This is a genomic window from Streptomyces longisporoflavus, assembly GCF_014649775.1.
Classification (GTDB): Bacteria; Actinomycetota; Actinomycetes; order Streptomycetales; family Streptomycetaceae; genus Streptomyces; species Streptomyces longisporoflavus.
Map to the genome: position 1 here is coordinate 57,010 of NZ_BMTR01000018.1, position 25,793 is coordinate 82,802.

General features: G+C 70.8%; 25 protein-coding genes and 1 pseudogene. 23 read left to right on the plus strand and 3 right to left on the minus strand.

The window, feature by feature from the left end; all coding sequences use genetic code 11:
* Positions 1 to 21: 21 nt before the first annotated feature.
* From IE226_RS31100 to ftsH, 3 genes are all read left to right on the plus strand, one after another.
* Entirely contained in the window at positions 22 to 2,481 is a 2,460-nt protein-coding gene (locus tag IE226_RS31100) for a [protein-PII] uridylyltransferase (RefSeq protein ID WP_373307068.1), read from the plus strand.
* A 191-nt stretch (positions 2,482 to 2,672) separates the two neighbouring features.
* Positions 2,673 to 4,229, plus strand: coding sequence for a signal recognition particle protein (gene ffh, locus IE226_RS31105; RefSeq protein WP_190084752.1), 1,557 nt, complete (start codon positions 2,673 to 2,675; stop codon positions 4,227 to 4,229).
* 146 nt (positions 4,230 to 4,375) lie between these two features.
* Positions 4,376 to 6,316: an ATP-dependent zinc metalloprotease FtsH gene (gene ftsH, locus IE226_RS31110; RefSeq protein ID WP_190084753.1), complete on the plus strand. Its 1,941-nt coding sequence runs from the start codon at positions 4,376 to 4,378 to the stop codon at positions 6,314 to 6,316.
* A 50-nt stretch (positions 6,317 to 6,366) separates the two neighbouring features.
* Here the strand turns inward: ftsH and IE226_RS31115 are convergent, their stop codons facing one another.
* On the minus strand, positions 6,367 to 6,990 hold the full coding sequence (locus IE226_RS31115) for a maleylpyruvate isomerase family mycothiol-dependent enzyme (protein WP_190084754.1): 624 nt from the start codon (positions 6,988 to 6,990) through the stop codon (positions 6,367 to 6,369).
* Between the two features lie 70 nt (positions 6,991 to 7,060).
* Here IE226_RS31115 and IE226_RS31120 point away from each other — a divergent pair, with 70 nt between their 5' ends.
* Entirely contained in the window at positions 7,061 to 7,969 is a 909-nt protein-coding gene (locus tag IE226_RS31120; protein ID WP_190084755.1) for a LysR family transcriptional regulator, read from the plus strand.
* A gap of 5 nt (positions 7,970 to 7,974) precedes the next feature.
* Here IE226_RS31120 and IE226_RS31125 read toward each other — a convergent pair whose 3' ends face one another.
* A complete protein-coding gene (locus IE226_RS31125; RefSeq protein WP_190084756.1) occupies positions 7,975 to 8,838 on the minus strand; it encodes a class I SAM-dependent methyltransferase in 864 nt (287 codons plus the stop codon).
* 215 nt (positions 8,839 to 9,053) lie between these two features.
* Between IE226_RS31125 and proS the strand changes: the two genes are divergently transcribed.
* The 18 genes from proS (at position 9,054) to IE226_RS31215 (ending at position 23,815) form a co-directional block, all read left to right on the plus strand.
* Positions 9,054 to 10,469 (plus strand): proline--tRNA ligase, encoded by a 1,416-nt coding sequence (gene proS, locus IE226_RS31130; protein WP_190084757.1) that lies wholly within the window; start codon positions 9,054 to 9,056, stop codon positions 10,467 to 10,469.
* A 326-nt stretch (positions 10,470 to 10,795) separates the two neighbouring features.
* Positions 10,796 to 11,392 carry a hypothetical protein gene (locus IE226_RS31135; protein ID WP_190084758.1) on the plus strand — a complete coding sequence of 199 codons (597 nt, stop codon included), beginning with the start codon at positions 10,796 to 10,798 and terminating at the stop codon, positions 11,390 to 11,392.
* A 208-nt stretch (positions 11,393 to 11,600) separates the two neighbouring features.
* Positions 11,601 to 12,038: a 30S ribosomal protein S16 gene (rpsP, locus tag IE226_RS31140; RefSeq protein ID WP_135334708.1), complete on the plus strand. Its 438-nt coding sequence runs from the start codon at positions 11,601 to 11,603 to the stop codon at positions 12,036 to 12,038.
* 2 nt (positions 12,039 to 12,040) lie between these two features.
* Positions 12,041 to 12,280, plus strand: coding sequence for an RNA-binding protein (locus tag IE226_RS31145; protein ID WP_119295199.1), 240 nt, complete (start codon positions 12,041 to 12,043; stop codon positions 12,278 to 12,280).
* A gap of 83 nt (positions 12,281 to 12,363) precedes the next feature.
* The gene (rimM, locus tag IE226_RS31150) at positions 12,364 to 12,927 is read left to right on the plus strand and encodes a ribosome maturation factor RimM (RefSeq protein WP_190084759.1); all 564 of its coding nucleotides are present in this window, start codon (positions 12,364 to 12,366) and stop codon (positions 12,925 to 12,927) included.
* Entirely contained in the window at positions 12,927 to 13,748 is an 822-nt protein-coding gene (gene trmD / locus IE226_RS31155) for a tRNA (guanosine(37)-N1)-methyltransferase TrmD (RefSeq protein ID WP_190084760.1), read from the plus strand. The genes rimM and trmD overlap by 1 nt, the downstream gene beginning before the upstream one ends.
* Before the next feature lie 132 nt (positions 13,749 to 13,880).
* Positions 13,881 to 14,231: a 50S ribosomal protein L19 gene (rplS, locus tag IE226_RS31160; RefSeq protein ID WP_160507458.1), complete on the plus strand. Its 351-nt coding sequence runs from the start codon at positions 13,881 to 13,883 to the stop codon at positions 14,229 to 14,231.
* A gap of 45 nt (positions 14,232 to 14,276) precedes the next feature.
* Positions 14,277 to 14,996, plus strand: a complete 720-nt coding sequence (gene lepB / locus IE226_RS31165) for a signal peptidase I (RefSeq protein WP_190084761.1) — start codon at positions 14,277 to 14,279, stop codon at positions 14,994 to 14,996.
* The gene (lepB, locus tag IE226_RS31170) at positions 14,989 to 16,074 is read left to right on the plus strand and encodes a signal peptidase I (RefSeq protein ID WP_190084762.1); all 1,086 of its coding nucleotides are present in this window, start codon (positions 14,989 to 14,991) and stop codon (positions 16,072 to 16,074) included. The genes lepB (IE226_RS31165) and lepB (IE226_RS31170) overlap by 8 nt, the downstream gene beginning before the upstream one ends.
* Positions 15,959 to 16,930, plus strand: coding sequence for a signal peptidase I (lepB, locus tag IE226_RS31175; RefSeq protein ID WP_190084763.1), 972 nt, complete (start codon positions 15,959 to 15,961; stop codon positions 16,928 to 16,930). The genes lepB (IE226_RS31170) and lepB (IE226_RS31175) overlap by 116 nt, the downstream gene beginning before the upstream one ends.
* 81 nt (positions 16,931 to 17,011) lie before the next feature.
* Positions 17,012 to 17,779 (plus strand): signal peptidase I, encoded by a 768-nt coding sequence (lepB, locus tag IE226_RS31180; RefSeq protein WP_190084764.1) that lies wholly within the window; start codon positions 17,012 to 17,014, stop codon positions 17,777 to 17,779.
* Entirely contained in the window at positions 17,769 to 18,272 is a 504-nt protein-coding gene (locus IE226_RS31185; RefSeq protein WP_190084765.1) for an NUDIX hydrolase, read from the plus strand. Before lepB (IE226_RS31180) ends, IE226_RS31185 begins: the two co-directional genes overlap by 11 nt.
* Before the next feature lie 55 nt (positions 18,273 to 18,327).
* Positions 18,328 to 18,636 (plus strand): DUF2469 domain-containing protein, encoded by a 309-nt coding sequence (locus tag IE226_RS31190; RefSeq protein ID WP_069765426.1) that lies wholly within the window; start codon positions 18,328 to 18,330, stop codon positions 18,634 to 18,636.
* Positions 18,637 to 18,789: 153 nt separating this feature from the next.
* Positions 18,790 to 19,167 carry a YraN family protein gene (locus tag IE226_RS31195; protein WP_190084766.1) on the plus strand — a complete coding sequence of 126 codons (378 nt, stop codon included), beginning with the start codon at positions 18,790 to 18,792 and terminating at the stop codon, positions 19,165 to 19,167.
* Entirely contained in the window at positions 19,167 to 20,786 is a 1,620-nt protein-coding gene (locus IE226_RS31200) for a YifB family Mg chelatase-like AAA ATPase (protein WP_190084767.1), read from the plus strand. The genes IE226_RS31195 and IE226_RS31200 overlap by 1 nt, the downstream gene beginning before the upstream one ends.
* The gene (gene dprA, locus IE226_RS31205) at positions 20,783 to 21,934 is read left to right on the plus strand and encodes a DNA-processing protein DprA (RefSeq protein ID WP_190084768.1); all 1,152 of its coding nucleotides are present in this window, start codon (positions 20,783 to 20,785) and stop codon (positions 21,932 to 21,934) included. The genes IE226_RS31200 and dprA overlap by 4 nt, the downstream gene beginning before the upstream one ends.
* A 338-nt stretch (positions 21,935 to 22,272) precedes the next feature.
* Positions 22,273 to 23,115 carry an RNA polymerase sigma factor WhiG gene (gene whiG, locus IE226_RS31210; protein ID WP_190084769.1) on the plus strand — a complete coding sequence of 281 codons (843 nt, stop codon included), beginning with the start codon at positions 22,273 to 22,275 and terminating at the stop codon, positions 23,113 to 23,115.
* Positions 23,116 to 23,257: 142 nt separating this feature from the next.
* The gene (locus IE226_RS31215; protein WP_190084852.1) at positions 23,258 to 23,815 is read left to right on the plus strand and encodes a TetR/AcrR family transcriptional regulator; all 558 of its coding nucleotides are present in this window, start codon (positions 23,258 to 23,260) and stop codon (positions 23,813 to 23,815) included.
* 118 nt (positions 23,816 to 23,933) lie between these two features.
* Here IE226_RS31215 and IE226_RS31220 read toward each other — a convergent pair.
* Positions 23,934 to 24,485 (minus strand): annotated as a pseudogene (locus tag IE226_RS31220) (peptidoglycan DD-metalloendopeptidase family protein); the annotation flags it as partial.
* Positions 24,486 to 24,775: 290 nt separating this feature from the next.
* On the opposite strand from IE226_RS31220, the gene rpsB reads away from it, so the two are divergent.
* The gene (gene rpsB, locus IE226_RS31225) at positions 24,776 to 25,699 is read left to right on the plus strand and encodes a 30S ribosomal protein S2 (protein ID WP_190084771.1); all 924 of its coding nucleotides are present in this window, start codon (positions 24,776 to 24,778) and stop codon (positions 25,697 to 25,699) included.
* Positions 25,700 to 25,793: the final 94 nt, after the last annotated feature.

Consider the following 25,793-nt stretch of genomic DNA (forward strand, 5'->3'; position numbering starts at 1 on the left):
AGGAGCTGCTGGGTGACGAGTGTGGACGACGTACGTACGGAATCGGGATCGGAAGACTCCGGCCCCAGCGGCTACGCGGCGGCCCGGCTGCGCCTCCTTCAAGGGGAGGCGCAGTCCGGGCCGCCGCGCCGTTCGGCCCTCGCCGACCTGACGGACGAGTGGCTGACCGGACTCTTCACGGCCGCGGGCGCCCCGCGCGGGACCTCGTTGGTCGCCGTGGGCGGCTACGGCCGGGGGGAGCTCTCGCCGCGCAGCGACCTCGACCTGGTGCTGCTGCACGACGGCAGCGCGGACGCGGGGGAGGTGGCGGCTCTCGCGGACCGCATCTGGTACCCCGTCTGGGACCTGGGGCTCGCGCTCGACCACTCCGTGCGGACACCGGCACAGGCGCGCAAGACCGCGGGCGAGGACCTGAAGGTGCAGCTGGGGCTCCTGGACGCGCGGCACGTCGTGGGCGACCTCGGGCTGACCGCGGGGCTGCGTACGGCGGTGCTCGCGGACTGGCGGAACCTCGCGCCGAAGCGGCTGCCGGAGCTGCGCGAGCTGTGCGAGGAACGCGCCGAACGGCAGGGGGAGCTGAGCTACCTCCTCGAACCGGACCTGAAGGAGGCCCGCGGCGGGCTCCGGGACGCGACCGCGCTGCGGGCCGTCGCCGCCTCGTGGCTCGCGGACGCGCCCCGCGAAGGGCTCAGCGATGCCCGGCGGCGGCTCCTCGACGTGCGGGACGCGCTGCATCTGACCACGGGCCGGGCCACCGACCGGCTCGCCCTCCAGGAGCAGGACCAGGTCGCAGCCGAGCTGGGGCTGCTCGACGCGGACACCTTGCTGCGGGAGGTGTACGAGGCCGCCCGCACCGTCTCCTACGCGAGCGACGTGACGTGGCGCGAGGTGAGCCGGGTACTGCGGTCCCGGTCCGTGCGGCCCCGGCTGAAGGCCATGCTGGGCGGCGGCAAGAGCGCGGCTGCCGAGCGGTCGCCGCTGGCCGAGGGCGTGGTGGAGCAGGACGGGGAGGTGGTCCTCGCCCGGGCGGCCAAACCCGAGCGTGATCCCGTGCTGCCGCTGCGGGCCGCCGCCGCCGCGGCCCAGGCCGGTCTTCCGCTCTCGCTGCACGCGGTGCGCAGGATGGCGGCCGCGGTGCGACCGCTGCCCACGCCGTGGCCCGCGGAGGCCAGGGAGCAGCTCGTGACGCTGCTCGGCGCGGGGCGGCCGACGGTGGAGGTGTGGGAGGCCCTGGAGGCCGAGGGGCTCATCACCCGGCTGCTTCCCGACTGGGAGCGGGTGCGGTGCAGGCCGCAGCGCAACGCCGTGCACACGTGGACGGTCGACCGGCATCTGGTGGAGACGGCGGTGCAGGCCTCGGAGCTGACCCGGCGCGTGGGGCGTCCCGACCTGCTGCTCGTGGCCGGGCTGCTGCACGACATCGGGAAGGGCTGGCCGGGGGACCACTCCGAGGCCGGGGAGATCATCGCCCGTGACGTCGCCGCCCGGATCGGCTTCGACCGGGGCGATGTGGCGGTCCTCGCGACCCTCGTACGGCATCACCTGCTCCTGATCGAGACGGCCACGCGGCGCGATCTCGACGACCCGGCCACGGTGCGGTCCGTCGCGGACGCGGTGAAGTCGCCGGGGACCCTCGAACTGCTGCACGCGCTGACGGAGGCGGACGCGCTGGCCACCGGCCCCGCGGCCTGGTCCGCCTGGCGGGGCTCGCTCGTCGCGGACCTGGTGAAGCGGGTGGGGGCGGTGCTCTCGGGGGACGAGCCGGAGGGCGAGCAGGACGTCGCTCCCACCGCCGAGCAGGAGCGGCTCGCCGTGGAGGCGTTCCGTACGGGCGGGCCGGTGCTTTCCCTGCGGGCGCAGACGGAGGGGCGTGCCGGGGAGGAGGAGGGCGCCGGGGACCCCGAGCCGCTGGGCGTGGAGCTGGTCATCGCGGTGCCGGACCAGCCCGGTGTGCTGCCCGCCGTCGCGGGGGTGCTCGCCATGCACCGGCTCGCAGTACGTACTGCGGAGCTGCGGGGGGTCGGACTGCCTTCCGGACTCGAAGAGTCGGTGCTGCTCCTGAACTGGCGGGTCGCCGCGGAGTACGGCTCCCTGCCGCAGGCCGCCCGGCTGCGGGCGGACCTGGTACGGGCCCTCGACGGTTCGCTGGACATCGCGGCGCGCCTCGCGGAACGGGACGCGGCCTACCCCCGCCGGCGGGGCACGGTGGCCCCGCCGCCCCGCGTGACGGTGGCCCCGGCCGGCTCCCGCGTCGCGACGGTGATCGAGGTGCGCGCCCAGGACGCCCCGGGCCTGCTCCACCGCATCGGCCGGGCGCTGGAGTCGACGGGGGTGGTGGTGCGCAGCGCCCATGTCTCCACGTTGGGCGCGAACGCGGTGGACGCGTTCTATGTGACGGAGGCGGAGGCAGGCGCGGGACCGCTCTCGGGGGAGCGGGCGGCGGGGGTGGCCCGGGCGGTGGAGGAGGGGTTGCGGGGGTAGGGGTTCTACTCCTGCTCCGGGATGCGCCGGCTCCGGGGACGGCTCCGGGGGCGGCCCGGACCCGTCCCGATGCTGGGGACCCACACGCCCATGGGGCCAGATACCCTGGAGGGCGACCTATCCGCCCTCCCCCACGCTCAGCTCCGCGCGAGCGGGGGGCGCCCCCTTCGACCCGAGGATTCGCGACCGCCGTGTTCGACACTCTCTCCGACCGCCTCGCAGCGACATTCAAGAACCTCCGGGGCAAGGGCCGCCTGTCCGAGGCGGACATCGACGCCACGGCGCGCGAGATCCGCATCGCCCTGCTCGAGGCGGACGTCGCCCTTCCCGTCGTCCGGGCCTTCATCAAGCAGGTCAAGGAGCGCGCCGCGGGGGCCGAGGTCTCGCAGGCCCTGAACCCCGCCCAGCAGGTCATCAAGATCGTCAACGAGGAACTCGTCAGCATCCTCGGCGGCGAGACGCGGCGCCTGCGGTTCGCCAAGAACCCGCCGACCGTCATCATGCTCGCGGGTCTGCAGGGTGCCGGTAAGACCACCCTCGCCGGAAAGCTCGGCCTCTGGCTCAAGGGGCAGGGCCACTCCCCGCTCCTGGTGGCGTGCGACCTGCAGCGCCCCAACGCCGTGAACCAGCTCTCCGTCGTCGCCGAGCGCGCGGGCGTCGGCGTCTACGCCCCGCAGCCGGGCAACGGCGTGGGCGACCCGGTCGCCGTCGCCAAGGACTCGATCGAGTTCGCCAAGACCAAGCAGTACGACGTCGTCATCGTCGACACCGCGGGCCGCCTCGGCATCGACCAGGAGCTGATGCGGCAGGCCGCGGACATCCGCGACGCCGTCAGCCCGGACGAGGTCCTCTTCGTCGTCGACGCCATGATCGGCCAGGACGCCGTCAACACGGCGGAGTCCTTCCGCGACGGCGTCGGCTTCGACGGCGTCGTCCTGTCGAAGCTCGACGGTGACGCCCGCGGTGGCGCCGCCCTGTCGATCGCCCAGGTCACCGGGCGCCAGATCATGTTCGCCTCGAACGGCGAGAAGCTGGACGACTTCGACGCGTTCCACCCGGACCGCATGGCGTCCCGCATCCTCGGCATGGGCGACATGCTCACGCTGATCGAGAAGGCCGAGCAGACCTTCTCCCAGCAAGAGGCCGAGAAGATGGCCGCCAAGCTGCAGGGAAGCAAGGGCGGCAAGGACTTCACCCTCGACGACTTCCTGGCCCAGATGGAGCAGGTCAGGAAGATGGGCAGCATCAGCAAGCTGCTCGGGATGATGCCCGGCATGGGGCAGATCAAGGACCAGATCAACAACCTGGACGAGCGGGACGTCGATCGCACCGCCGCCATCATCAAGTCGATGACGCCCGCCGAACGCGCGGGCGCGGCGATCATCAACGGCTCGCGCCGCGCCCGTATCGCCAAGGGCTCCGGCGTCGAGGTCAGCGCCGTCAAGAACCTCGTCGAGCGCTTCTTCGAGGCCCGCAAGATGATGTCGCGGATGGCCCAGGGCGGCGGAATGCCGGGCATGCCGGGGATGCCGGGCATGGGCGGTGGCCCCGGCAAGCAGAAGAAGAAGCAGAAGCAGGCCAAGGGCAAGCGGAAGTCGGGCAACCCGATGAAGCGCAAGCAGGAGGAGCAGGAGGCCGCGGCCCGCCGCGAGCAGGCCGGCCAGGAAGGCGGCGCCTTCGGCCTCCCCGCGGGTCAGCAGGGGCAGAACTTCGAGCTGCCGGACGAGTTCAAGAAGTTCATGGGCTGACGGCCCCGCATCTCGTACGCCGACGAGGCGCCCCTCTGCCCGGAGGGGCGCCTCAGGTGTTTACGGACGTTCACGGATGTTCACGGTCGTTTCCGGTGCGGATACGCGCAGGTGCCCAGCCCATGTTTGTGTCGTAACGTCCGGATATGAGCAACCCTGTGCCGCCGCGCCGGGCGACCGACAAGCCATGGCGCTCCGAGGGCGCGCCGCCGCCCGCGCCCACACCCCCGCCGAAGAAGAAGATGCCGGGCGGATGGGGCGGGCTCATCCTCACCGCGCTCATCGTCTATCTCATCGCCAACCTCGTGCTCTCCTTCTTCAACGAGGGCGACGAGGCGACGATCTCGTACACGGAGTTCAGCAAGCAGGTCGACTCCGGGAACGTCACGAAGATCTACTCCAAGGGCGACGCGATCCAGGGCCAGCTCAAGAAGGAGCAGGAGCGGCCGGGCGACGCGAAGGGGAAGTACACCAAGTTCACCACCCAGCGTCCGGCCTTCGCCGACGACAAGCTCTGGGACGACCTCACCAAGCACGACGTCACGGTCACCGCCGAACCGGTGGTGCAGGAGCGCAGCTTCCTCTCGAACCTGCTCATCTCACTGGCCCCGATGCTGCTCCTGGTCGTTCTGTGGATCTTCATCGCCCGGCGCATGAGCTCGGGCATGGGCGGCGGCGCGGGCGGCATGCTGGGCCGCAAGGCCCCGCCGAAGCCGGTGGAGCTCGAACCCGGCGACAAGCGCACCACCTTCGAGGACGTGGCGGGCATCGACGAGGTCGAGGGCGAGCTCAGCGATGTCGTCGACTTCCTGAAGAACCCCGGCGCCTATCGCGAGATGGGCGCCAGGATGCCGCGGGGCGTGCTGCTCGCGGGACTGCCGGGCACCGGCAAGACGCTGCTCGCGCGGGCCGTCGCCGGTGAGGCGGGCGTGCCCTTCTTCTCGGCGTCCGCCTCGGAGTTCATCGAGATGATCGTCGGCGTCGGCGCCTCGCGCGTACGGGAACTCTTCGCCGAGGCCAGGAAGGTCGCGCCGTCCATCATCTTCATCGACGAGATCGACACCATCGGCCGGGCGCGGGGCGGCGGCAGCGGGATGGGCGGGCACGACGAGCGCGAGCAGACGCTGAACCAGATCCTCACCGAGATGGACGGCTTCTCCGGTTCCGAGGGCGTCATCGTCCTCGCGGCCACCAACCGCGCCGACATCCTCGACCCCGCCCTGACCCGCCCCGGCCGGTTCGACCGGGTCGTCACCGTCAGCCCGCCCGACCGCGGCGGACGCGAGGCCATCCTCAAGATCCACACCCGGGAGATCCCGATGGCGGGGGACATCGACCTCGCCCAAGTCGCCCGTACGACACCGGGGATGACCGGCGCGGAACTCGCCAACCTCGCCAACGAAGCCGCCCTGCTCGCGGTCAAGCGGGGGCAGAAGGAAGTGACGCAGTCCGACCTCTCCGAAGCGCTCGAAAAGGTCCAGCTCGGTGCCGAGCGGCCGCTGGTCATGCCCGACGAGGAGCGGCGGCGCACGGCGTACCACGAGAGCGGGCACGCCCTGCTCGGCATGTTGCAGCCCGGCGCCGACCCGGTCCGGAAGATCACCATCGTGCCGCGGGGGCGCGCCCTGGGCGTCACGCTCTCGACCCCGGACTCCGACAAGTACGCGTACACGGAGGAGTATCTGCGCGGCCGGATCGTCGGGGCCCTGGGTGGCATGGCGGCCGAATACGTCGTCTTCGACACCATCACCACGGGCGCCGAGAACGACCTCGAACAGGTCACCAGCATCGCCCGCGGCATGGTCGGCCGCTGGGGCATGAGCGAGCGCGTGGGCCGTCTCTCCGCGCTGCCGAGCGACGCCCAGCAGGCCTACGGCCTCTCGGCCGCCCCGGTCACCCTGGACACGATCGACCACGAGATGCGGCGGATCGTCGACGCGTGCTACGAGAGCGCGTGCCGCCAGCTCAGGGACCACCGCGACCAACTGGACGCCCTGGCGGCCGCGCTCCTGGAGAACGAGACCCTGGACGAGGAGGCGGCCTACCGGATCGCCGGCATCACACGGCTCACCAAGTACACCGACTAAGCCGCGTTCACCGACTAGACCGCGTTCACCGGCTAGGCCGCGTTCACCGACTAGGCCGCCTGCCGGGCGAAGCGGCTCTGGAGCTCCCCCCGGAGATGGCCCGCGGGGAGCTTCCTGCCGTACAGGACGAGGAGCAGGTCCTGCGCGGCGCCGGTCAGGGGAGTGCCGCTGCCGTAACTCCAGTCGAGATCGTCGGCGCGCAGCTCGACGCCGCTGACGTCCGCCCCGAAGAACTTCGTGCCCCTGGGCGTGACCTTCTTGAGAAGGACGTCGATACGGTCCAGCGGAACCCTGCGCTCCAGGCCCAGCGCCACCGAGATGTCGAGACCGTGGACCACGTCGTGACCCAGCGCTCCCTCGATCCCGGCCATGGGCGGCTGCCAGGGGTGCTCCGCGTTGTCCCTGAGGAACGCGGCGAGGCGGCCGGTCGAGTGGGCGGCGGCGTCCCTGCGGGCGCAGCGGTCGGTCATCCGGTGAAGGCTGCCGCGGGCCTTGACGAGTTCGGTCAGCGTCTTCGGGAGCGAGTAGCGGAAGCCCAGCGACATATGGGCCGCCACCTCCCGGACCCGCCACCCCGCGCAGAGGGTCGGTGCCTCCCACTGCGCGGGCGTCAGACCGTCGAGCAGGGCGGCGAGGTCACGGCGTTCGGCGGCGACGGCCTTTCTGATGTCCACCTCTCCAGGGTGTCTACGACCCCGCCATAAGTCCAAGAGCTGGATCTTCTTGCAACTAGCATGCGCGGTTATGGAACTCCGGCAGCTCCAGTACTTCGTCGCCGTGGTGGAGGAGGCCAACTTCACCCGCGCCGCCGAGCGCCTGCACCTGGCCCAGCCGGGAGTGAGCGCGCAGATGCGGCAACTGGAACGGGAGCTCGGTCAGCCGCTCCTTGACCGCTCGGGGCGGTCGGTGACGCCGACGGAGGTGGGCGAGGCGGTCCTGCCGTACGCGCGGGCCGCGCTCGCCGCCGTCGAGGGCGTGCGGCACACCGTGGACGAGTTCACCGGACTGCTCCGTGGCCAGATCGCCCTTGGCCTGGTCTCCGGTGCCGCCACCCATGAGTTCGACGTGGTCTCCGTACTCGCCGACTTCCACGACGACCACCCCGGGGTCGAGATGGCCCTCTCCGAAGACAGCTCCGACCGGATGCTGGCCGCGGTGCGCGACGGCGAACTCGACATGGCCCTGCTCGGCTTGACGGACGAGGAACCCCCGCCCGGCATCTCCCTGCAACTCGTGATCGACGAACCCCTGGTGGCCGTCGTCCTGCCGGGCGACGCCCTCCTCGCTCCCGAGGGCCGTACGACCGTGCCGCTGGCCGAGCTGCGCGACCGTCCGCTGATCAGCCTGCCGCGCGGCACCGGGCTGCGCGGCGTGCTCGACCGCGCCTGCGCGCAGGCCGGCATCCGGCCCCGCATCGCCTTCGAGGCCGCCGCCCCGCAGGTCCTGGTACAACTCGTCGTCCGGGGCCTGGGGGTGGCCGTCCTGCCGGCGATCGAGCCTCGCACGGCGGCCGCGTACGGGCTGCGGACCCTGGAGATCACGGATCCACGGCCCCGCGGCAGGATCGCCCTGGCCTGGCGCACGGACGGTCCCGCGAGCCCGGCGGCCAGGGCGCTCCTCGACCGGCTGCGAACAGCCCTGGCGCGAAGCTAGCCGGGCTACCGCGTGCGCGCGATCAAATACCGGAACACGTTCGGCATCCACACCGTCCCGTCCCGCCGCATGTGCGGGTGCAGGGCCTCCGTCAGCTCCTTGTCGACCTGTACCTGATCCGTCGCGCCGACCGCCGCGTCGAACAGCCCCGTCGAGAGCAGACCGCGGACCGCGCTGTCGGTGTCCGCGTACCCGAAGGGGCACGCGACGCGTCCCGAGCCGTCCGGTTTGAGGCCCGCCCGCTGGGCGACCTCCTCCAGGTCGTCACGGAGCGCCGGGCGCCAACTGCCCGTGCTGCGCAGCGGTTCGGCGAGTTTGGTCGCCACCCTCAGTACGGAAGAGGTCGTGCAGCGCTCCGGAGGACCCCAGCCGACGAGGACCACGGGGCTGCCGCGCCCGGTCAGCGGAACGGCTGACTCCAGAAGCCCGGAGAGCCCTTCGGCGTCACCCGCCGTGCAGCCGATCGGCTGGAACGCGGTCACCATGTTGTACGAGGGCGCGTCCTGCCCCGTCAGATCGGCGGGGCCGCCGTCCACGAGCCGGGCGTCGCCGTGCGGTCGTGGGTCAGGGCCCGTGTCGGGCAACAGGCGTTCGCGGGCCAGGGCGAGCCGTTCGGGCGCCGAGGGGTCGACACCGGTGACCGACGCGCCTCGTGTCGCCGCCATCAACAAGGCGAGCCCGGAGCCGCAGCCGAGGCCGAGAAGGCGTGTTCCACCGCCCACGTCGAGTCGTTCGTACACCGCTTCGTAGAGCGGAACCAGCATCCGTTCCTGAATTTCCGCCCAGTCACGCGCGCGTGCGCACCGGTCCACGCCGCAGGGGGTCGTGCCCGCGCGGGGAAGGTGCGACTGCGCGAGTGTAGGTGTCATGGAAAGCGCCCCAATCGCCGAGAGTTGCTGGAGTGTCGTATTCAAACGGTTCGTCCGCCCCCGTGCAGTGCGCTCGCACTCCCCCCGTATGCCAGAGAACTGCGCATCCGTCGTGACGTCCAGAGGTTGTCGGGCAATGCTTGCGTGCCACCGTCGTGCGCCCCCCGGAGTAATTCAATTCACTCGCTCCGGAGGCCCGCCGTACCATGCGCGCCATGGCCAAGGCACCTGTTCTCACGCCCCGGGCGGAAGACTTCCCGCGCTGGTACCAGGATCTGATCAACAAGGCCGAGCTGGCCGACAACGGCCCGGTGCGCGGCACCATGGTGATCCGGCCGTACGGCTACGGCCTGTGGGAACGCATGCAGCAGGACATGGACGCGCGCATCAAGGAGACGGGTACCCAGAACGCGTACTTCCCGCTGCTCATCCCTCAGTCGTACCTGACCAGGGAGGCCGAGCACGTCGAAGGTTTCGCCCCCGAACTGGCCGTCGTCACGCACGGCGGAGGCAAGGAGCTCGAAGAGCCGGTCGTCGTGCGCCCCACCTCCGAGACGATCGTCAACGAGTACTTCTCCAAGTGGGTGCAGAGCTACCGCGACCTGCCGCTCCTGATCAACCAGTGGGCGAACGTGGTCCGCTGGGAACTGCGGCCCCGGCTCTTCCTGCGGACGTCGGAGTTCCTCTGGCAGGAGGGGCACACGGCGCACGCGACGTACGAGGACGCACGCGACTTCGCGGCCCGCATCCACCGGGACGTCTACGGAGCCTTCATGCGGGACGTACTCGCGATGGACTTCGTACTGGGCCGCAAGACCGCAGCGGAGCGCTTCGCGGGCGCGATCAACACCCTCACGCTCGAAGGCATGATGGGCGACGGCAAGGCACTCCAGCTCGGCACCAGCCACGAGCTGGGCCAGAACTTCGCCAAGGCCTTCGACACCCGGTACCTGTCCAGGGAGGGCAAGCAGGAGCTCGTCTGGCAGACCTCCTGGGGCAGTACGACACGAATGATCGGCGCCCTGGTGATGATGCACGGCGACGACAGCGGCCTGCGGGTTCCGCCGCGCCTCGCCCCGGTCCAGGCCGTCGTCCTGGCCGTCAAGGACGACGAGGCGGTGCTCGCCGAGGTCCGCGAGATCGGCGCCCGCCTGGAGGCCGCGGGCGTGCGCGTCCGGGTCGACGACCGCACGGACGTCCCCTTCGGGCGCCGCGCGGTCGACTGGGAACTCAAGGGAGTGCCCGTCCGCGTCGAGGTCGGCCCGCGCGACCTGGCCGAGGGCACCGCGATGCTGGCCCGCCGCATCAGGGGCGGCAAGGAGCCGGTGGCGATCGGCTCCCTGGCGGAGCTGCTGCCCGCCGTCCTCGAAGAGGACCAGCGGCTGCTCCTCGACCAGGCCCGCGAGCGCCGGGAGTCGCGCACCTCGGACGTCAGCACCGTCGAGCAGGCCGTGGAGGCCACGGCCGCCGGCGGCTGGGCCCGCGTCCCGTGGGCCGCGCTCGGCCCGGAGGGCGAGGCGAAGCTCGCCGAGCACTCCGTGTCCGTACGGTGTCTGGTCACGGAGGACGGGGCGGTGCCCGACGCCGACGAGACCCCCGGTAACGTCGCTGTGGTGGCCCGCGCCTACTGACGAACGCGCCTCCGGTACCGGGGCGCTTGTTCTCGGCTCGTACGCCTGCCCGTGCGACACGAGCTCCGGCGCGAGGAGTTCCGCTACGCGCCGAGACGGAAGGGTGGCCCGCAGGGCCTCGGTTGAGGGTGGTGGCGGGAGACGGGCGGGCGTACGCGCTACTACGTACCGGCTTGCCACGAGCTGCGAGGCTTCTGCGCAGATCAGCGCACCCGCCCTCGTCCGGACGCATCAATGGCACATCAATGGCAACTGACGGGTACGTGCAAATTATTTGGGATGCCCCGGAATGGAACCCCCGGGCATCCCTGCTCGTTGTTCACGACGTGAGCACGACACCACCTGTTCTCGCCGCAGAGCTGGCACAGGCGTGGGCCGATATTCAGCGGCACCACCCCGAGCTGCCCGATCTTGCCGCGCCCGAATCCCTGATCGGAGAGTCGTCGTCCGCCTGCGGCGCCGAGCTCTCCTTCGAGCGACTGCTCCATGAGGCAGTCCATGGCATCGCCGCGTCACGCGGCGTACGCGACACCTCACGCGCGGGCCGTTACCACAACCGCAGATTCCTCGCGATCGCCGAGGAGCTGGGTCTCGACCATCCCGACGAGCCGCATCCCAGCAGCGGCTTCTCGCTGGTCACGCTCAACCCCGAGGCCAGGAAGCGCTACCGCCCGACGATCGAGCGGCTCCAGCGCGCCCTCAAGGCGCACACCGCGGCGACCGCCGCCGACACGGCACGCAGCTTCCGGGGCCCGGCCGCCCGGCACGGCTCGTCCGGGGGCGGCGTCCGCGTCAAGGCGGTCTGCGACTGCGGGCGCAACGTCCGCGTGGTCCCCTCGGTGCTCGCCCAGGCGCCCATCGTCTGCGGCGGCTGCGGGAAACCCTTCCGCATCCCGGAAGTGGTCGGCGTCGCCGCCCGCTGACAGGCTGAGCTGGAAGTGTGCCGGTCGGGGCGCCCGGACTGGGTGCGGACGCCCCGGCGACGTATGGCACAATGGCTAGCTGTACTCGACAGCCGCATAGGAACCCTCTCGCCTCCGGCTGACGCGTCCATCGGGCACCCCGAGTACCGCAACCCCACGTGGCATCTCGTTGTGCCCAACCACGTCAAGACCAGGAGACACCACTCCAGTGGCAGTCAAGATCAAGCTGAAGCGTCTGGGCAAGATCCGTTCGCCTCACTACCGCATCGTCGTCGCCGACTCCCGTACCCGCCGTGACGGCCGGGCCATCGAGGAGATCGGCCTGTACCACCCGGTGCAGAACCCCTCGCGCATCGAGGTCGACTCGGAGCGCGCGCAGTACTGGCTCTCCGTCGGCGCCCAGCCGACCGAGCCGGTCATGGCGATCCTGAAGCTCACCGGTGACTGGCAGAAGCACAAGGGCCTGCCGGCCCCGGCGCCGCTGCTCGTCGCGGAGCCCAAGGACAAGCGCGCCGCGTTCGAGGCCTTCACCAAGGGCCTCGAGGGCGACGACGCCAAGGGTGAGGCCATCACCCAGAAGGCGAAGAAGGCCGACAAGAAGGCGGACGAGGCCAAGGCCGAGTCTGCCGAGTCGACCGAGGCCTGAGCATGCTCGAGGAGGCTCTCGAGCACCTCGTGAAGGGCATCGTCGACAACCCCGACGACGTGCAGGTCGCCTCGCGCAACCTGCGCCGCGGGCGCGTGCTCGAGGTCCGGGTCCACCCGGAAGACCTCGGCAAGGTGATCGGCCGCAACGGCCGCACCGCGCGCGCTCTGCGGACCGTCGTGGGCGCCATCGGCGGCCGCGGTGTCCGCGTCGACCTCGTCGACGTGGACCAGGTTCACTGAACCACAGGTAGCACCGGCACGGGCCGGGGAGGGCTTCTGCGCCCACCCCGGCCCGTAGTCGTCCGCAGACACAGGAGAGAGCAGTGCAGCTGGTAGTCGCGCGGATCGGCCGCGCCCACGGCATCAAGGGTGAGGTCACCGTCGAGGTCCGTACGGACGAGCCGGAACTGCGCCTCGGCCCCGGCGCCGTCCTCGCCACCGACCCCGCCTCCACGGGGCCGCTGACCATCGAGACCGGCCGGGTGCACAGCGGCCGCCTGCTGCTGCGCTTCGAGGGCGTACGTGACCGCACGGGCGCCGAGGCGCTGCGCAACACGCTGCTGATCGCGGAGGTCGATCCGGAAGAGCTTCCGGAGGACGAGGACGAGTACTACGACCACCAGCTCATGGACCTCGACGTCGTCACCAAGGACGGGCTCGAGGTCGGCCGCATCACGGAGATCTCGCACCTGCCCTCGCAGGACCTGTTCATCGTCGAGCGGCCCGACGGCAGCGAGGTGATGATCCCCTTCGTGGAGGAGATCGTCACCGAGATCGACCTGGAGGAGCAGCGGGCGGTCATCGACCCGCCGCCCGGCCTGATCGACGACCGCGCGGAGATCGTTTCCGCCAGGGACGACGAGGCTCCCTCGGGGGACGAGGCCTGATGCGGCTCGACGTCGTCACGATCTTCCCCGAGTACCTGGACCCCCTGAACGTCTCCCTCGTCGGCAAGGCACGCGCGCGTGGACAGCTCGACGTGAACGTGCACGACCTCAGGCAGTGGACGTACGACCGGCACAACACGGTCGACGACACCCCCTACGGCGGCGGCCCCGGCATGGTCATGAAGACCGACCCCTGGGGTGCGGCCCTCGACGACGTGCTCGCCGAGGGGTACGAGGCAGGGGCCCACGGGCCCGTCCTGGTCGTCCCCACGCCCAGTGGCCGGCCCTTCACCCAGGAACTGGCCGTGGAGCTCTCCGAGCGGCCCTGGCTGGTCTTCACGCCCGCGCGCTACGAAGGCATCGACCGCCGCGTCGTGGACGAGTACGCGACCCGGATGCCCGTCTACGAAGTCTCGATCGGCGACTACGTCCTCGCCGGCGGCGAGGCGGCCGTCCTGGTCGTCACCGAGGCCGTGGCCCGGCTCCTGCCCGGAGTCCTCGGCAACGCCGAGTCCCACCGCGACGACTCCTTCGCCCCCGGAGCCATGGCGAACCTCCTCGAAGGGCCCGTCTACACCAAGCCCCCCGAGTGGCGCGGGCACGGCATCCCGGACGTCCTGATCAGCGGCCATCACGGCAAGATCGCGCGCTGGCGCAGGGACGAGGCGCTGCGGCGCACGGTCCGCAACAGGCCCGACCTGATCGAGCGCTGCGACCCCGCGGCCTTCGACAAGAAGGACCGCGAGATGCTCTCGATCCTGGGGTGGCGGCCGGGGCCCGACGGCCGATTTGGGCGAGACCCCGACGCCGTGGAACAATAGGTCGCTGCTGTACGTCCAGCGTGCGCCCCTGCCACAGGGGGAACGACGCCCGCCCGACGCGATCAGCTATCGAATCCTCATCACGACCTTCCCGCTGATGACCTGTGGCATCAGTGAAGAAAGCAGACGATCATGGCTAACCTGCTCGACTCCGTCGACAGCGCTTCGCTGCGCACCGACATCCCGGCCTTCCGTCCCGGTGACACCGTCAACGTCCACGTGCGCGTCATCGAGGGCAACCGCTCCCGTGTGCAGCAGTTCAAGGGCGTAGTCATCCGCCGCCAGGGTGCCGGCGTGCGCGAGACCTTCACGGTCCGCAAGGTCTCGTTCTCCGTCGGCGTGGAGCGCACCTTCCCGGTGCACACCCCGATCGTCGAGAAGATCGAGCTCGTCAGCCGCGGCGCCGTGCGTCGCGCGAAGCTGTACTACCTCCGTGAGCTGCGCGGCAAGGCCGCGAAGATCAAGGAGAAGCGCGACAACTGAGCTAGCGCGCGGGTCCACAGCGGGGCCGGATAGCATCTGGCCCCGATGGACACCGAAGCACAGCACACGGAGCGCGACCGCTCCTCCCCACCCACCGATTCCCCGAGCGCCGAGAGCGACGGGGAGTCCGCGGGGACGGAGGACCGGTCGCGCTCCGCTTTTATGTCGTTGGTCTCCCGGCTGCCCGGCGGCAGAATCACTCTGACATTGCTGCTCTGCATGGTGTCCCTGCTGGTCGTCAGCACCTTCGTGATGCAGCCTTTCCAGATCCCCAGCGGCTCCATGGAGCCCGCATTCCGGGTCGGAGACCGGGTACTCGTCAACAAGTTGGCGTACCGTTTCGGTTCCGAGCCGCAGCGAGGTGACGCGGTCGTCTTCGACGGCAGCGGTTACTTCGGAGATGCCGACTACATCAAGCGGGTCGCGGGGGTGGGGGGAGACCGGGTGGTCTGCTGCGACAAGCGGGGGAGGATCAAGGTGAACGGCGAGCCCGTCGACGAGCCGTACCTGTACCCGGGGGACGCCCCCTCGAAAGTGCCTTTCGTCGCGGTCGTCCCCGAAGACAGCCTGTTCCTCCTCGGCGACCACCGAAGCCACTCCAGTGACTCCCGCGACCGCCTCGGCCAGCCCGGCGGCGGCATGATCCCCGTCGACTCGGTGATCGGCAGAGCCGACTGGATCGCCTGGCCCGTCGGCCACTGGACCTCTCTGGAGCGTCCGGACGGCTACGCGCGCGTGCCGGCACCAGGCGGCGCCCATGGGTAACCGCGGACGTACGCGCGAGGCCAGTCACCGGGCCGACACCAGGCTGCCCACCGGATCCCGGCCCACCAGCGGCCCCGTACTGCCCGGAAGGGCCGAGCGGCGCAAGCTCGCGAAGAAGGTCAAGCGGCGCAGGAGGCGCTCGGCGATCAAGGAGATACCTCTCCTCATAGGCGTCGCGCTGCTCATAGCCCTGGTCCTGAAGACCTTCTTGGTGCAGGCCTTCGTGATCCCCTCGGGTTCGATGGAACAGACGATCAAGGTCGGTGACCGCGTCCTCGTCGACAAGCTCACCCCGTGGTTCGGTGCCAAGCCCGAGCGCGGCGATGTCATCGTCTTCGAGGACCCCGGCAACTGGCTCAAGGACGAACGCACCAAGAAGAAGGACGACCCCGTAGGCGTCAAGCAGATCAAGGAAGGCCTGTCCTTCATCGGACTGCTGCCCTCCGACGACGAACGGGATCTGATCAAGCGCGTGGTCGGCGTCGGCGGCGACACCGTGAAGTGCTGTGACAAGAACAAGAAACTCACGGTCAACGGCGTCCCGCTCACCGAGCCCTACCTCAATCCGGGTGACGAGCCGTCGTCATTCGAGTTCGAGGTGAAGGTCCCCGAAGGGCGCTTCTTCGTCATGGGCGACCACCGCTCGGACTCGGCCGACTCCCGTTTCCACCGGACCGAGAAGTTCAGCGGCACCGTGTCGGAGGACAGCGTGGTGGGGCGCGCGCTCGTCATCGCCTGGCCTTTCGACCACTGGCGCAAGCTGGAGGAGCCCGATACGTACGCGTCCGTGCCCGACGCGCGTGCGGGGTCGGTCGACGCCATCGGGCTGTCGCATAGGGTGGCTACCGGCGATCGATACGGATTGACCGGACTCCCGACCCCTGCGGAACTCCCGCTCGTTATGGGAGTGGTGGGCCTGCATCGCATCAGGAGCGGGCAGCGGCACGGACTGAGGAGTGGATGTGGGGGATGTGGCGGTCGGCGCACGGTCCGGACACGGTGGGCCCGAGGAGCAGCCAGGGCGTTCGGACGAGCCCGAGGCAGAGGCCGCAGCGGACGGCGTGAGCCCCGGGAGTGACCCCGCGGGCGCCACGCCCGCACCCGACGAGCAGGACGGAAAGCGGGCCAAGGGGGCGAAGAAGCCCCGCTCCTTCTGGAAGGAACTGCCGCTCCTCATCGGCATCGCCCTGATCCTGGCGCTTGTGATCAAGACCTTCCTGGTGCAGGCGTTCTCGATTCCCTCGGACTCGATGCAGAACACGCTCCAGAAGGGCGACCGCGTACTGGTCGACAAGCTGACCCCGTGGTTCGGCTCGGAGCCCGAGCGCGGCGAGGTCGTCGTCTTCAGGGACCCCGGCCACTGGCTGGACGGTGAGCCGACGCCCGACCCGAACGCCATTCAGCGAGTACTCGGCTGGGTCGGCCTGATGCCGTCCGCCGACGAGAAGGACCTGATCAAGCGGGTCATCGCGGTCGGTGGCGACACGGTCGAGTGCAAGGGCACAGGCCCGGTGAAGGTCAACGGCAAGGCGCTGAACGAGCCGTACGTCTTCGAGGGCAACACCCCCTGCACGGTCGACGACCAGGGCGGACAGTTCAAGATCACCGTTCCGGCAGGCAAAATCTGGGTCATGGGCGACCACCGGCAGAACTCGCTGGACTCCCGTTACCACCAGAACCAGCCCGGCGGCGGCGCCGTCCCCGCGGACAACGTCGTGGGCCGCGCCATCGTGATCGCCTGGCCGCCCACCCGCTGGGCGACGCTGCCCAAGCCGGACACCTTCGACCAGCAGGGCATCAACGCCGCGATGAGCGCGGCGCCCGCCGCCCTCGGGCTCGCGGGTGCGGTTCCTGTCGTGCTCTGGCGCAGGCGCCGTCTCACGGTGGCCGCTGCCCGGGCCGCGAGGGTTTCTGGCGGAGGTACCGCCGGGTAGGGTGCCGTCCCAGATCGCTGATCTTCCGCGCTCCCGCTCGTCGGGGGCGCGGGGTCGTCTCCGATATGGGGGAGCACTGGGATGAGCAGGACACAACGTACGGACGAGGGCCACGGACGGCTCGGCAGCGTGCTGTCGGGCATCGCCGTGGCCCTCGGCTGTGTGCTCTTCCTGGGAGGCTTCGTCTGGGGCGCCGTCGTGTACCAGCCGTACACCGTTCCCACCGGGTCGATGACGCCGACGATCGGCGCGGGCGACCGGGTGCTTGCGGAGCGGATGGACGGCAGCGACGTGCGCCGGGGCGACGTCGTCGTCTTCCGCCAGGCGAGCTGGGGCGACCTGCCGATGGTCAAGCGCGTGGTCGGCGTCGGCGGTGACCGGATCTCCTGCTGCACGGACGGCAAGCTGATGGTCAACGGCAAGCCCGTCGCAGAACCGTATCTGCTCAAGGGCGAGGGCGCCGCGGCCACCGGCATCCCGGCCACCACGGTTCCCGAGGGCAACCTCTTCCTGCTCGGCGACGAGCGCAGCGGCTCCCTGGACTCCAGCGTGCACCTGGGTGACTCCAACCACGGCTCCGTGCCGCGCGGCGCGGTGGAGGGCCGGGTCGACGCGGTGGCCTGGCCGATGGACAGGTTCGGGACGCTGGAGCGCCCCGAGGGCTTCGCGGACATGCAGGGCGGCATCTCCGACCCCGGGCCCGTGCGGCTCATGGTGTGGGCGGTGGTCGCCGGGGCCGTCCTCGTCCTGGGCGGCGCGGCGTACGGCCCGGTGGCCAAGCGGTTCGGGCGCGGGCGCGAGCGTCCGTCCGGCCGCGAGGACTCCGGAGCGACCGCTCATGCCGGCTGAGCCCCGGCCGACGGCGCCGCGCAAGGTCGCGCGGGTGGTGCTGCTCGACCCGCGGGACCGGATCCTGCTGCTGCACGGCCATGAGCCGGAGGACCCGGCGAACGACTGGTGGTTCACGCCGGGCGGAGGTCTGGAGGGCGACGAGACGCATGAACAGGCCGCGCTGCGTGAACTCATGGAAGAGACGGGCATCACCGAGGTCGAACTCGGTCCCGCCCTGTGGCAGCGGTTCTGCTCGTTCCCCTTCGCCGGACGGCGCTGGGACCAGGACGAGCGGTACTTCCTCGCGCGTACGTCACAGACGTCCACGCGGGCGACGGGGCTGACGGAGCTGGAACAGCGGACTGTCGCGGGAGCGCGTTGGTGGACGTGCCGGGAACTGACCGAGGCACATGAGACGGTGTATCCGACCAGGCTCGCCGAGTTGCTTCGCCGGCTGCTCGACGAGGGTCCCCCGAGCCGGCCCGAGATCCTCGACGCGGAAATCGCGTAGAGGCTCCAGGGGCTGACGCACAATAGGGGGACGCACGGCTGAAGGGGAACATGCCATGAGCGCCGAGGACCTCGAGAAGTACGAGACCGAGATGGAGCTGAAGCTCTACCGGGAGTACCGCGATGTCGTCGGTCTGTTCAAATATGTGATCGAGACCGAACGGCGCTTCTATCTCACCAATGACTACGAGATGCAGGTGCACTCGGTCCAGGGTGAGGTTTTCTTCGAGGTGTCCATGGCGGACGCCTGGGTGTGGGACATGTACAGGCCCGCACGGTTCGTGAAGCAGGTGCGCGTCCTGACGTTCAAGGACGTGAATATCGAGGAGCTCAACAAGAACGATCTCGAACTGCCGGGAGGCTGAGTCCACCGCCTGGGCGCCACTGGGTTCATCGCCGCGTTCACCGCCGCGTTCACCGTCACGGGTGAGCGAGTTGTCCACAACGGATGAGCCGTCCACCAAGATCCACACCGCTCGGGGGTGAGCCCCAGGGTGGGTGTCGGAGGTGGTGCCGGCATGAACGCACAAGGGGCACTCGGGCGGTACGGCGAAGATCTGGCCGCGCGGCGGCTGAGCGAAGCCGGAATGACGGTTCTGGAGCGCAACTGGCGCGGCGGCAGAACCGGCGAGATCGACATCGTGGCCATGGACGGCGAAGCGCTGGTCGTCTGTGAGGTCAAGACGCGCAGGGCGGGCTTCGTGGGCTCCGCGGTCTTCCAGCATCCGATGGCGGCCGTGAGCAGGACCAAGGCGGAGCGGCTGCGGCGCCTGGCCGAACGCTGGATCGAGGAACGCGGCGGACCGCCGCCGGGCGGGGTGCGGATCGACCTCGTCGGCGTGCTGGTCCCGCGCCGTGGCGCCCCTGTCGTGGAGCACGCGCGGGGGGTGGCCTGATGGGGTTCGCGCGTACGTGCTCCGTGGCGCTGGTGGGCGTCGAGGGTGTGGTCGTCGAGGTCCAGGCGGATCTGGAGCCCGGTGTCGCCGCGTTCACGCTGGTCGGGCTCCCGGACAAGAGCCTGACGGAGAGCAGGGACCGGGTCAGGGCCGCGGTGGTGAACTCGGGCGGTGAATGGCCCCAGAAGAAGCTCACCGTCGGCCTCAGCCCGGCGTCGGTGCCCAAGGGAGGCAGCGGCTTCGATCTCGCGGTGGCCTGTGCCGTGCTCGGCGCGGCGGAGCGCATCGATCCGCGGACCCTCACCGACATCGTGATGATCGGCGAGCTGGGACTCGACGGGCGGGTGCGACCGGTCCGGGGAGTGCTTCCCGCGGTCCTCGCGGCGGCGGACGCGGGCTACGAGCAGGTCGTCGTCCCGGAGTGCACGGCGGCCGAGGCCGCACTGGTGCCGGGCGTCTCGGTGCTCGGGGTGCGCAGCCTGCGGCAGCTGATCGCCGTGCTGACCGATGAACCGGTGCCGGAGGAAGAGCCGGCAGAGCCGGGCCGGCCCGACCCGCTGCTCGCGGGACTCTGCGTGCCGGGGACCGGCGTGGGCACGGGGCTCAGCGGCTGTTCGGAGGACGCCCGAGCCCTGGACCTTGCCGACGTCGTCGGACAGGCAGCGGCCAGGACCGCCGTGGAGATCGCGGCGGCGGGCGGGCACCATCTGTTCTTGCAGGGCCCGCCGGGAGCGGGCAAGACCATGCTCGCGGAGCGGCTGCCTGCGATCCTGCCCCGGCTGACCAGGGAGGAGTCCCTGGAAGTGACGGCCGTCCACTCCGTGGCGGGCATGCTGCCACCGGGCAGACCCCTGGTCGACACCGCGCCGTACTGCGCGCCGCACCACTCGGCGACGATGCAGTCGCTCGTGGGCGGCGGCAAGGGGATCGCGCGGCCGGGGGCGGTCTCGCTGGCCCATCGCGGCGTGCTGTTTCTCGACGAGGCGCCGGAGTTCAGCAGCCAGACCCTGGATTCCCTGCGCCAGCCCTTGGAAGCGGGCCATGTGGTGATCGCCCGAAGCGCCGGCGTGGTGCGACTGCCCGCGAAATTCCTGATGGTGCTCGCGGCCAACCCCTGCCCCTGCGGTCGGCACACGCTCCTGGGCGACGGCTGCGAATGCCCGGCCTCCGCCGTCCGCCGCTACCAAGCGCGGCTCTCGGGCCCGCTGCTCGACAGGATCGACCTGAAGGTGCAGGTGGAGCCGGTCACGCGGTCGGAACTGGCCGGGTTCGGCACGCGGGGAGACTCCACGCAGACGGTCGCCGACCGGGTGCGCGTCGCGCGGGAGAGAGCGGCGGCCAGGCTGACGGGCACCGGGTGGCGGACGAACAGCGAAGTGCCCGGACACTCGCTGCGCACGCGATGGCCCGCCGAACGGGGCGCCCTGGACGCCGCCGAACTCGACCTGGAGCGCGGCTTCCTGACCGCCCGCGGGCTCGACCGGGTTCTGCGGGTCGCCTGGACCGTCGCGGACCTCGCAGGACGTGACCGGCCCGCCGCGCAGGATGTCGCCCTTGCACTGCAATTGCGTACGGGGGTGGCGCGGGGTGTGCCTACGGCGATCGGGGCGCTGACATGACTCCGACGGAGGAGGAGCGTTTCGCGCGGGTCGCTCTGACCCGGATCCTCGAACCGGGGGACGAGGTGGCAGGGCGGTGGCTGCGGGAGGTGGGGGCCGCCGAAGTGATGCGGCGGCTGAGCGCCGGGGAGGAGCGCCTGGAGGGGGTGACGCCGGTGCGGTGGGAAGGGCTGCGGGCGCGGGCCGGGAAGGTGCGGCCCGGACAGGATCTGGCGGTGGCGCGGGACGCGGGGGTGCGGTTCGTGTGTCCGGGGGAGGCTGAGTGGCCCGTTCAGCTGGACGACCTGGGGGACGCGCGGCCGGTGGGGCTTTGGGTGCGGGGGCGGCCCAGCCTGCGGATATGGGCGCTCCGGTCGGTGGCCGTGGTCGGCGCGCGGGCCTGCACGGAGTACGGGGCGCATATGGCGGCCGGGCTCGGGGCGGGGCTTGCCGAGCGGGGGTGGGTGGTCGTGTCGGGCGGCGCCTATGGAGTGGACGGGGCCGCGCACCGGGGTGCCCTGGGGGCCGGTGGGGCCACGGTCGCGGTGCTCGCGTGCGGGGTCGACCGGGCCTATCCGCGGGGACACGCCGAGTTGATCAGGAGGATCGCGGAACAGGGTCTGCTGGTCGGGGAGTTACCGCCGGGTGATCATCCGACGCCGAGCAGATTCATCCTCCGGAACCGGGTGATCGCCGCTCTGACCAGGGGCTGCGTGGTCGTCGAGGCCGCGTATCGCAGTGGGGCGCTCGCCACGGCGCGCAGTGCGCGGGATCTCGGCCGGTTCACCATGGGAGTGCCCGGCCCCGCGACCAGCGGGCTCTCGGCGGGAGTGCATGAACTGCTGCGGGGCGACGGCGTGCTGGTGACCGACGCGGCGGAGATCGTCGAGCTCGTGGGTGACATGGGCGAGCTGGCCCCGGAGCGGCGCGGACCTCTCGTGCCGCGCGACCTGCTCTCCGCGGACGCCGCGCGTGTCCTGGCGGCGCTGCCTGCCCGCGGGAGTGCGTCGGTCCGGGAGATCGCCCTCGGCGCGGGCACGGTGGTCGACGAAGCAGTCGGTCGGTTGTACGAGTTGCGCTCTCTCGGGTTCGTCGAACGACACGGCGACGGCTGGCAGTTGACACGCCAGGCGAACGTGTCGGTCTTCCCGGAAGGGGGAGGACCGTGACCGAGCGTGTTCGGCCGTCTGGATGAACTCCTGATGGCCTTGCAAGAACGTGGAGTTGAGGCCTCGCGGCCATCACGGAGGGCAACGGGAAGAGCTCGGTGGGAGGCCCAGCGGAACGTATCTGCGTGCGCGGCATCCCCTACTGTTCGCACACTGCGACACTCCAGTCACGCTACGCTCACAAGGATTCCGACGCGGACAGGCAGCCACACGCAACCACAGGCAAGCAGACGGACAACCTCATTCACTTCACGCAAGCTCACCACCACGCGGGTGCGGGCGAATCCATCGGCTCGCACGACTCCACCAGTTCACGGCAGAACGGCTCAAGGCGACGAATGCCCCAGCACACCTCAGGGTCCGACCGGGCGGCAGCTCCCCCCGCCGCCCGTAGCGGCGAGCGGGAGCGGCCCCCCGCGCCCTCGTCGCTGGACGAGCTGTGGCGGTCGTACAAAGAGACGGGCGACGGGCGGCTGCGCGAGCAGTTGATCCTGCACTACTCGCCACTGGTGAAGTACGTCGCGGGCCGGGTCAGCGTGGGGCTTCCGCCCAATGTCGAGCAGGCCGACTTCGTCTCGTCCGGGGTGTTCGGCCTGATCGACGCGATCGAGAAGTTCGACATCGAGCGGTCCATCAAGTTCGAGACATACGCGATCACCCGCATTCGCGGCGCGATGATCGACGAACTGCGGGCGCTCGACTGGATTCCCCGGTCCGTGCGGCAGAAGGCGCGCAACGTCGAGCGGGCCTACGCCACGCTCGAGGCGCAGTTGAGGCGTACGCCGTCGGAGAGCGAGGTCGCCCGGGAGATGGGGGTCGCGCTGGAGGAACTGCACGCTGTTTTCAGCCAGTTGTCGCTGGCGAACGTGGTGGCCCTGGAGGAGCTGCTGCACGTCGGCGGCGAGGGCGGTAACCGGCTGAGCCTGATGGACACGCTCGAGGACACCGCGGCCGACGACCCCGTGGAGGTCGCCGAGGACCGCGAGCTCCGGCGGCTGCTCGCGCGCGCCATCAATACGCTTCCCGAGCGCGAGAAGACCGTCGTCACCCTCTACTACTACGAAGGTCTCACGCTCGCCGAGATCGGCAACGTGCTCGGCGTGACGGAGAGCCGGGTGAGCCAGATCCACACGAAATCGGTGCTTCAGCTGCGGGCGAAGCTGGCGAGTTTCGGCCGCTGAGCGCGCTGAATCGTCCCTGCCGCGGGCCGGCGCCGCGGGCGGGCGTCCGGAGTTCCGCGAGGTGGTTCGGCTCCCCGTCGACTCCCGTCCTGGTGGTCACATCCGTAGAGTGGAGTGCGTGCCAAGGATTCGAGCGGCCTCTGTGGCCGAGCACCGGTCGATGCAGCGCGGCGCCCTGCTGGACGCAGCGCGGTCCCTGCTGTCCGAGGGCGGTACGGAGGCGTTGACCTTCCCCGCCCTCGCCGAGCGCACGGGGCTCGCGCGGTCATCCGTGTACGAGTACTTCCGGTCGCGTGCCGCGGTCGTCGAGGAGCTGTGCGAGGTCGACTTCCCCGTCTGGGCGGCGGAGGTCTCGGCGGCGATGGAGCGGGCCGAGTCCGCCGAGGGCAAGGTCGAGGCGTATGTGCGCCGGCAGCTGGCTCTGGTCGGCGACCGGCGCCACCGGGCCGTCGTCGCGATCTCCGCGGCCGAGCTGGACGCGGGGGCGCGGGAGAAGATCCGCGCCGCGCACGGCGGGCTCGTCGCCATGATCGGCGAGGCCCTGACCGAGCTCGGCCACGCGGAGCCGCGGCTCGCGGCGATGCTGCTGCAGGGCGTCGTGGACGCGGCCGTGCGGCGCATCGAACTGGGCGCCGCGGAGGACCCGACCGCCATCACCGAGGCTGCGGTCACCATGGCGCTGCGGGGCGTACGGGGCTGAGCCCGCCTTCACCGGGGCTGCGGTCAATATGGCGCTCCGGGGCCGGGCCTCGGGTGTCGGGGCCTGGCCTCGATGTGGCGTTCGGTCGGGTGGCCGGCCACCAGGGGAGCAGTCGCAGCAGTGGCACGTCGATCACCGGGAGCAGGCGCGGTGCCCCGCGGTTCAGCAGCCACGGCGGCAGCAGCGAAAGCGGGTCCAGGTACGTGTCGGACCGGAGCAGGCCCCAGTGCAGGCAGCTGCTCGGACAGTGGGCCGGTACCGGGGGGAGTTCCAGTACCCCGAGGGCCTCGCCCGTCACCACCTCGGCGCCCTTCTCGACCGTGGCCCGCACCGGCCCGTACGTAGTGCGCAAAGGCGGATCTCCCGTGCCCGTCAGTTCGACCGCGATCACACCGCGGCCCGCCACCCGGCCCGCGAAGGAGACCCTGCCCGGAGCCACCGCCCGGACCACGGCGCCCGGCGGCGCCGCGAGGTCCACACCCCGGTGCCCCCGGCCGTACTCCGTCGCCGGAGGCTCCCAGCCCCGTACGACGGCGGGCCGCACCCCCACGGGCCACCCGCCGCCCACCTTCGGCACCGGCTCCCCGGCGGCACCGGCGGTACCCGCGGGCAGGACCGCCGTGATGATCAGTGCCACGGTCAGCAGCACGAGGACCTGGCTTCTTCGCATGTGAGACATGCCAGAACCGTCCCGCGCCGGGCCCCTCCGCAGGGATCATGGCCCGGATCTGTGGATGACCAGCCGCTTGTGGACAGCGGCGTCACCCGCTGCCTCGCGGGTCCCGTACACTTCTTGTGGCGATCCGGGTCACCGGGTCGACTTCGCACGCCCCGACACCAGGCCATCAAAAGCCAGGTGCCAGCGCCTCTCGGTCCTCTGCGGCACGGCGCATCGCGGGCGTCAGGCGCGACCGCCATCCGGCGGACGCGGCACAACCGAGAACACCAAGGAGTACGGCCATGGCCGTCGTCACGATGCGGGAGCTGCTGGAAAGCGGCGTCCACTTCGGTCACCAGACCCGTCGTTGGAACCCGAAGATGAAGCGCTTCATCTTCACGGAGCGCAACGGCATCTACATCATCGACCTGCTCCAGTCGCTGTCGTACATCGACCGCGCCTACGAGTTCGTCAAGGAGACCGTCGCCCACGGCGGAACGGTCATGTTCGTCGGCACGAAGAAGCAGGCGCAGGAGGCCATCGCCGAGCAGGCGACCCGCGTCGGCATGCCCTACGTGAACCAGCGCTGGCTGGGCGGCATGCTCACCAACTTCTCGACCGTCTACAAGCGCCTGCAGCGCCTGAAGGAGCTCGAGCAGATCGACTTCGAGGATGTGGCCGCGTCCGGCCTCACCAAGAAGGAGCTGCTCGTCCTCTCCCGCGAGAAGGCCAAGCTGGAGAAGACCCTCGGCGGTATCCGCGAGATGTCCAAGGTGCCCAGCGCCGTCTGGATCGTGGACACCAAGAAGGAGCACATCGCGGTCGGCGAGGCCCGGAAGCTCAACATCCCGGTCGTCGCCATCCTCGACACCAACTGTGACCCCGACGAGGTCGACTACAAGATCCCGGGCAACGACGACGCGATCCGCTCCGTCACCCTGCTCACCCGCGTGATCGCCGACGCCGTCGCCGAGGGCCTCATCGCCCGTTCCGGCGTCGCCACGGGCGACCAGAAGCCGGGCGAGAAGGCCGCCGGTGAGCCCCTCGCCGAGTGGGAGCGCGACCTGCTCGAGGGCGAGAAGAAGGCTGACGAGCCGAAGGCCGCCGAGGCCGAGGCCGAGGTTCAGAAGTCCGCCGAGACGGAGAAGGCCGCCGACGCCGAGCAGGCCGACGCCCCGGCCGCTGCTGAGGCCGAGGCCCCCGCCGCGGAGACCGAGCAGGCCTGACCTTCACAGGTTCGGTAGTTGACGGCGGGGGCCCAACAGGCCCCCGCCGTTCACCCGTAGATCTTTCAGACCTCCGAAAGAGAATTTCAGGATC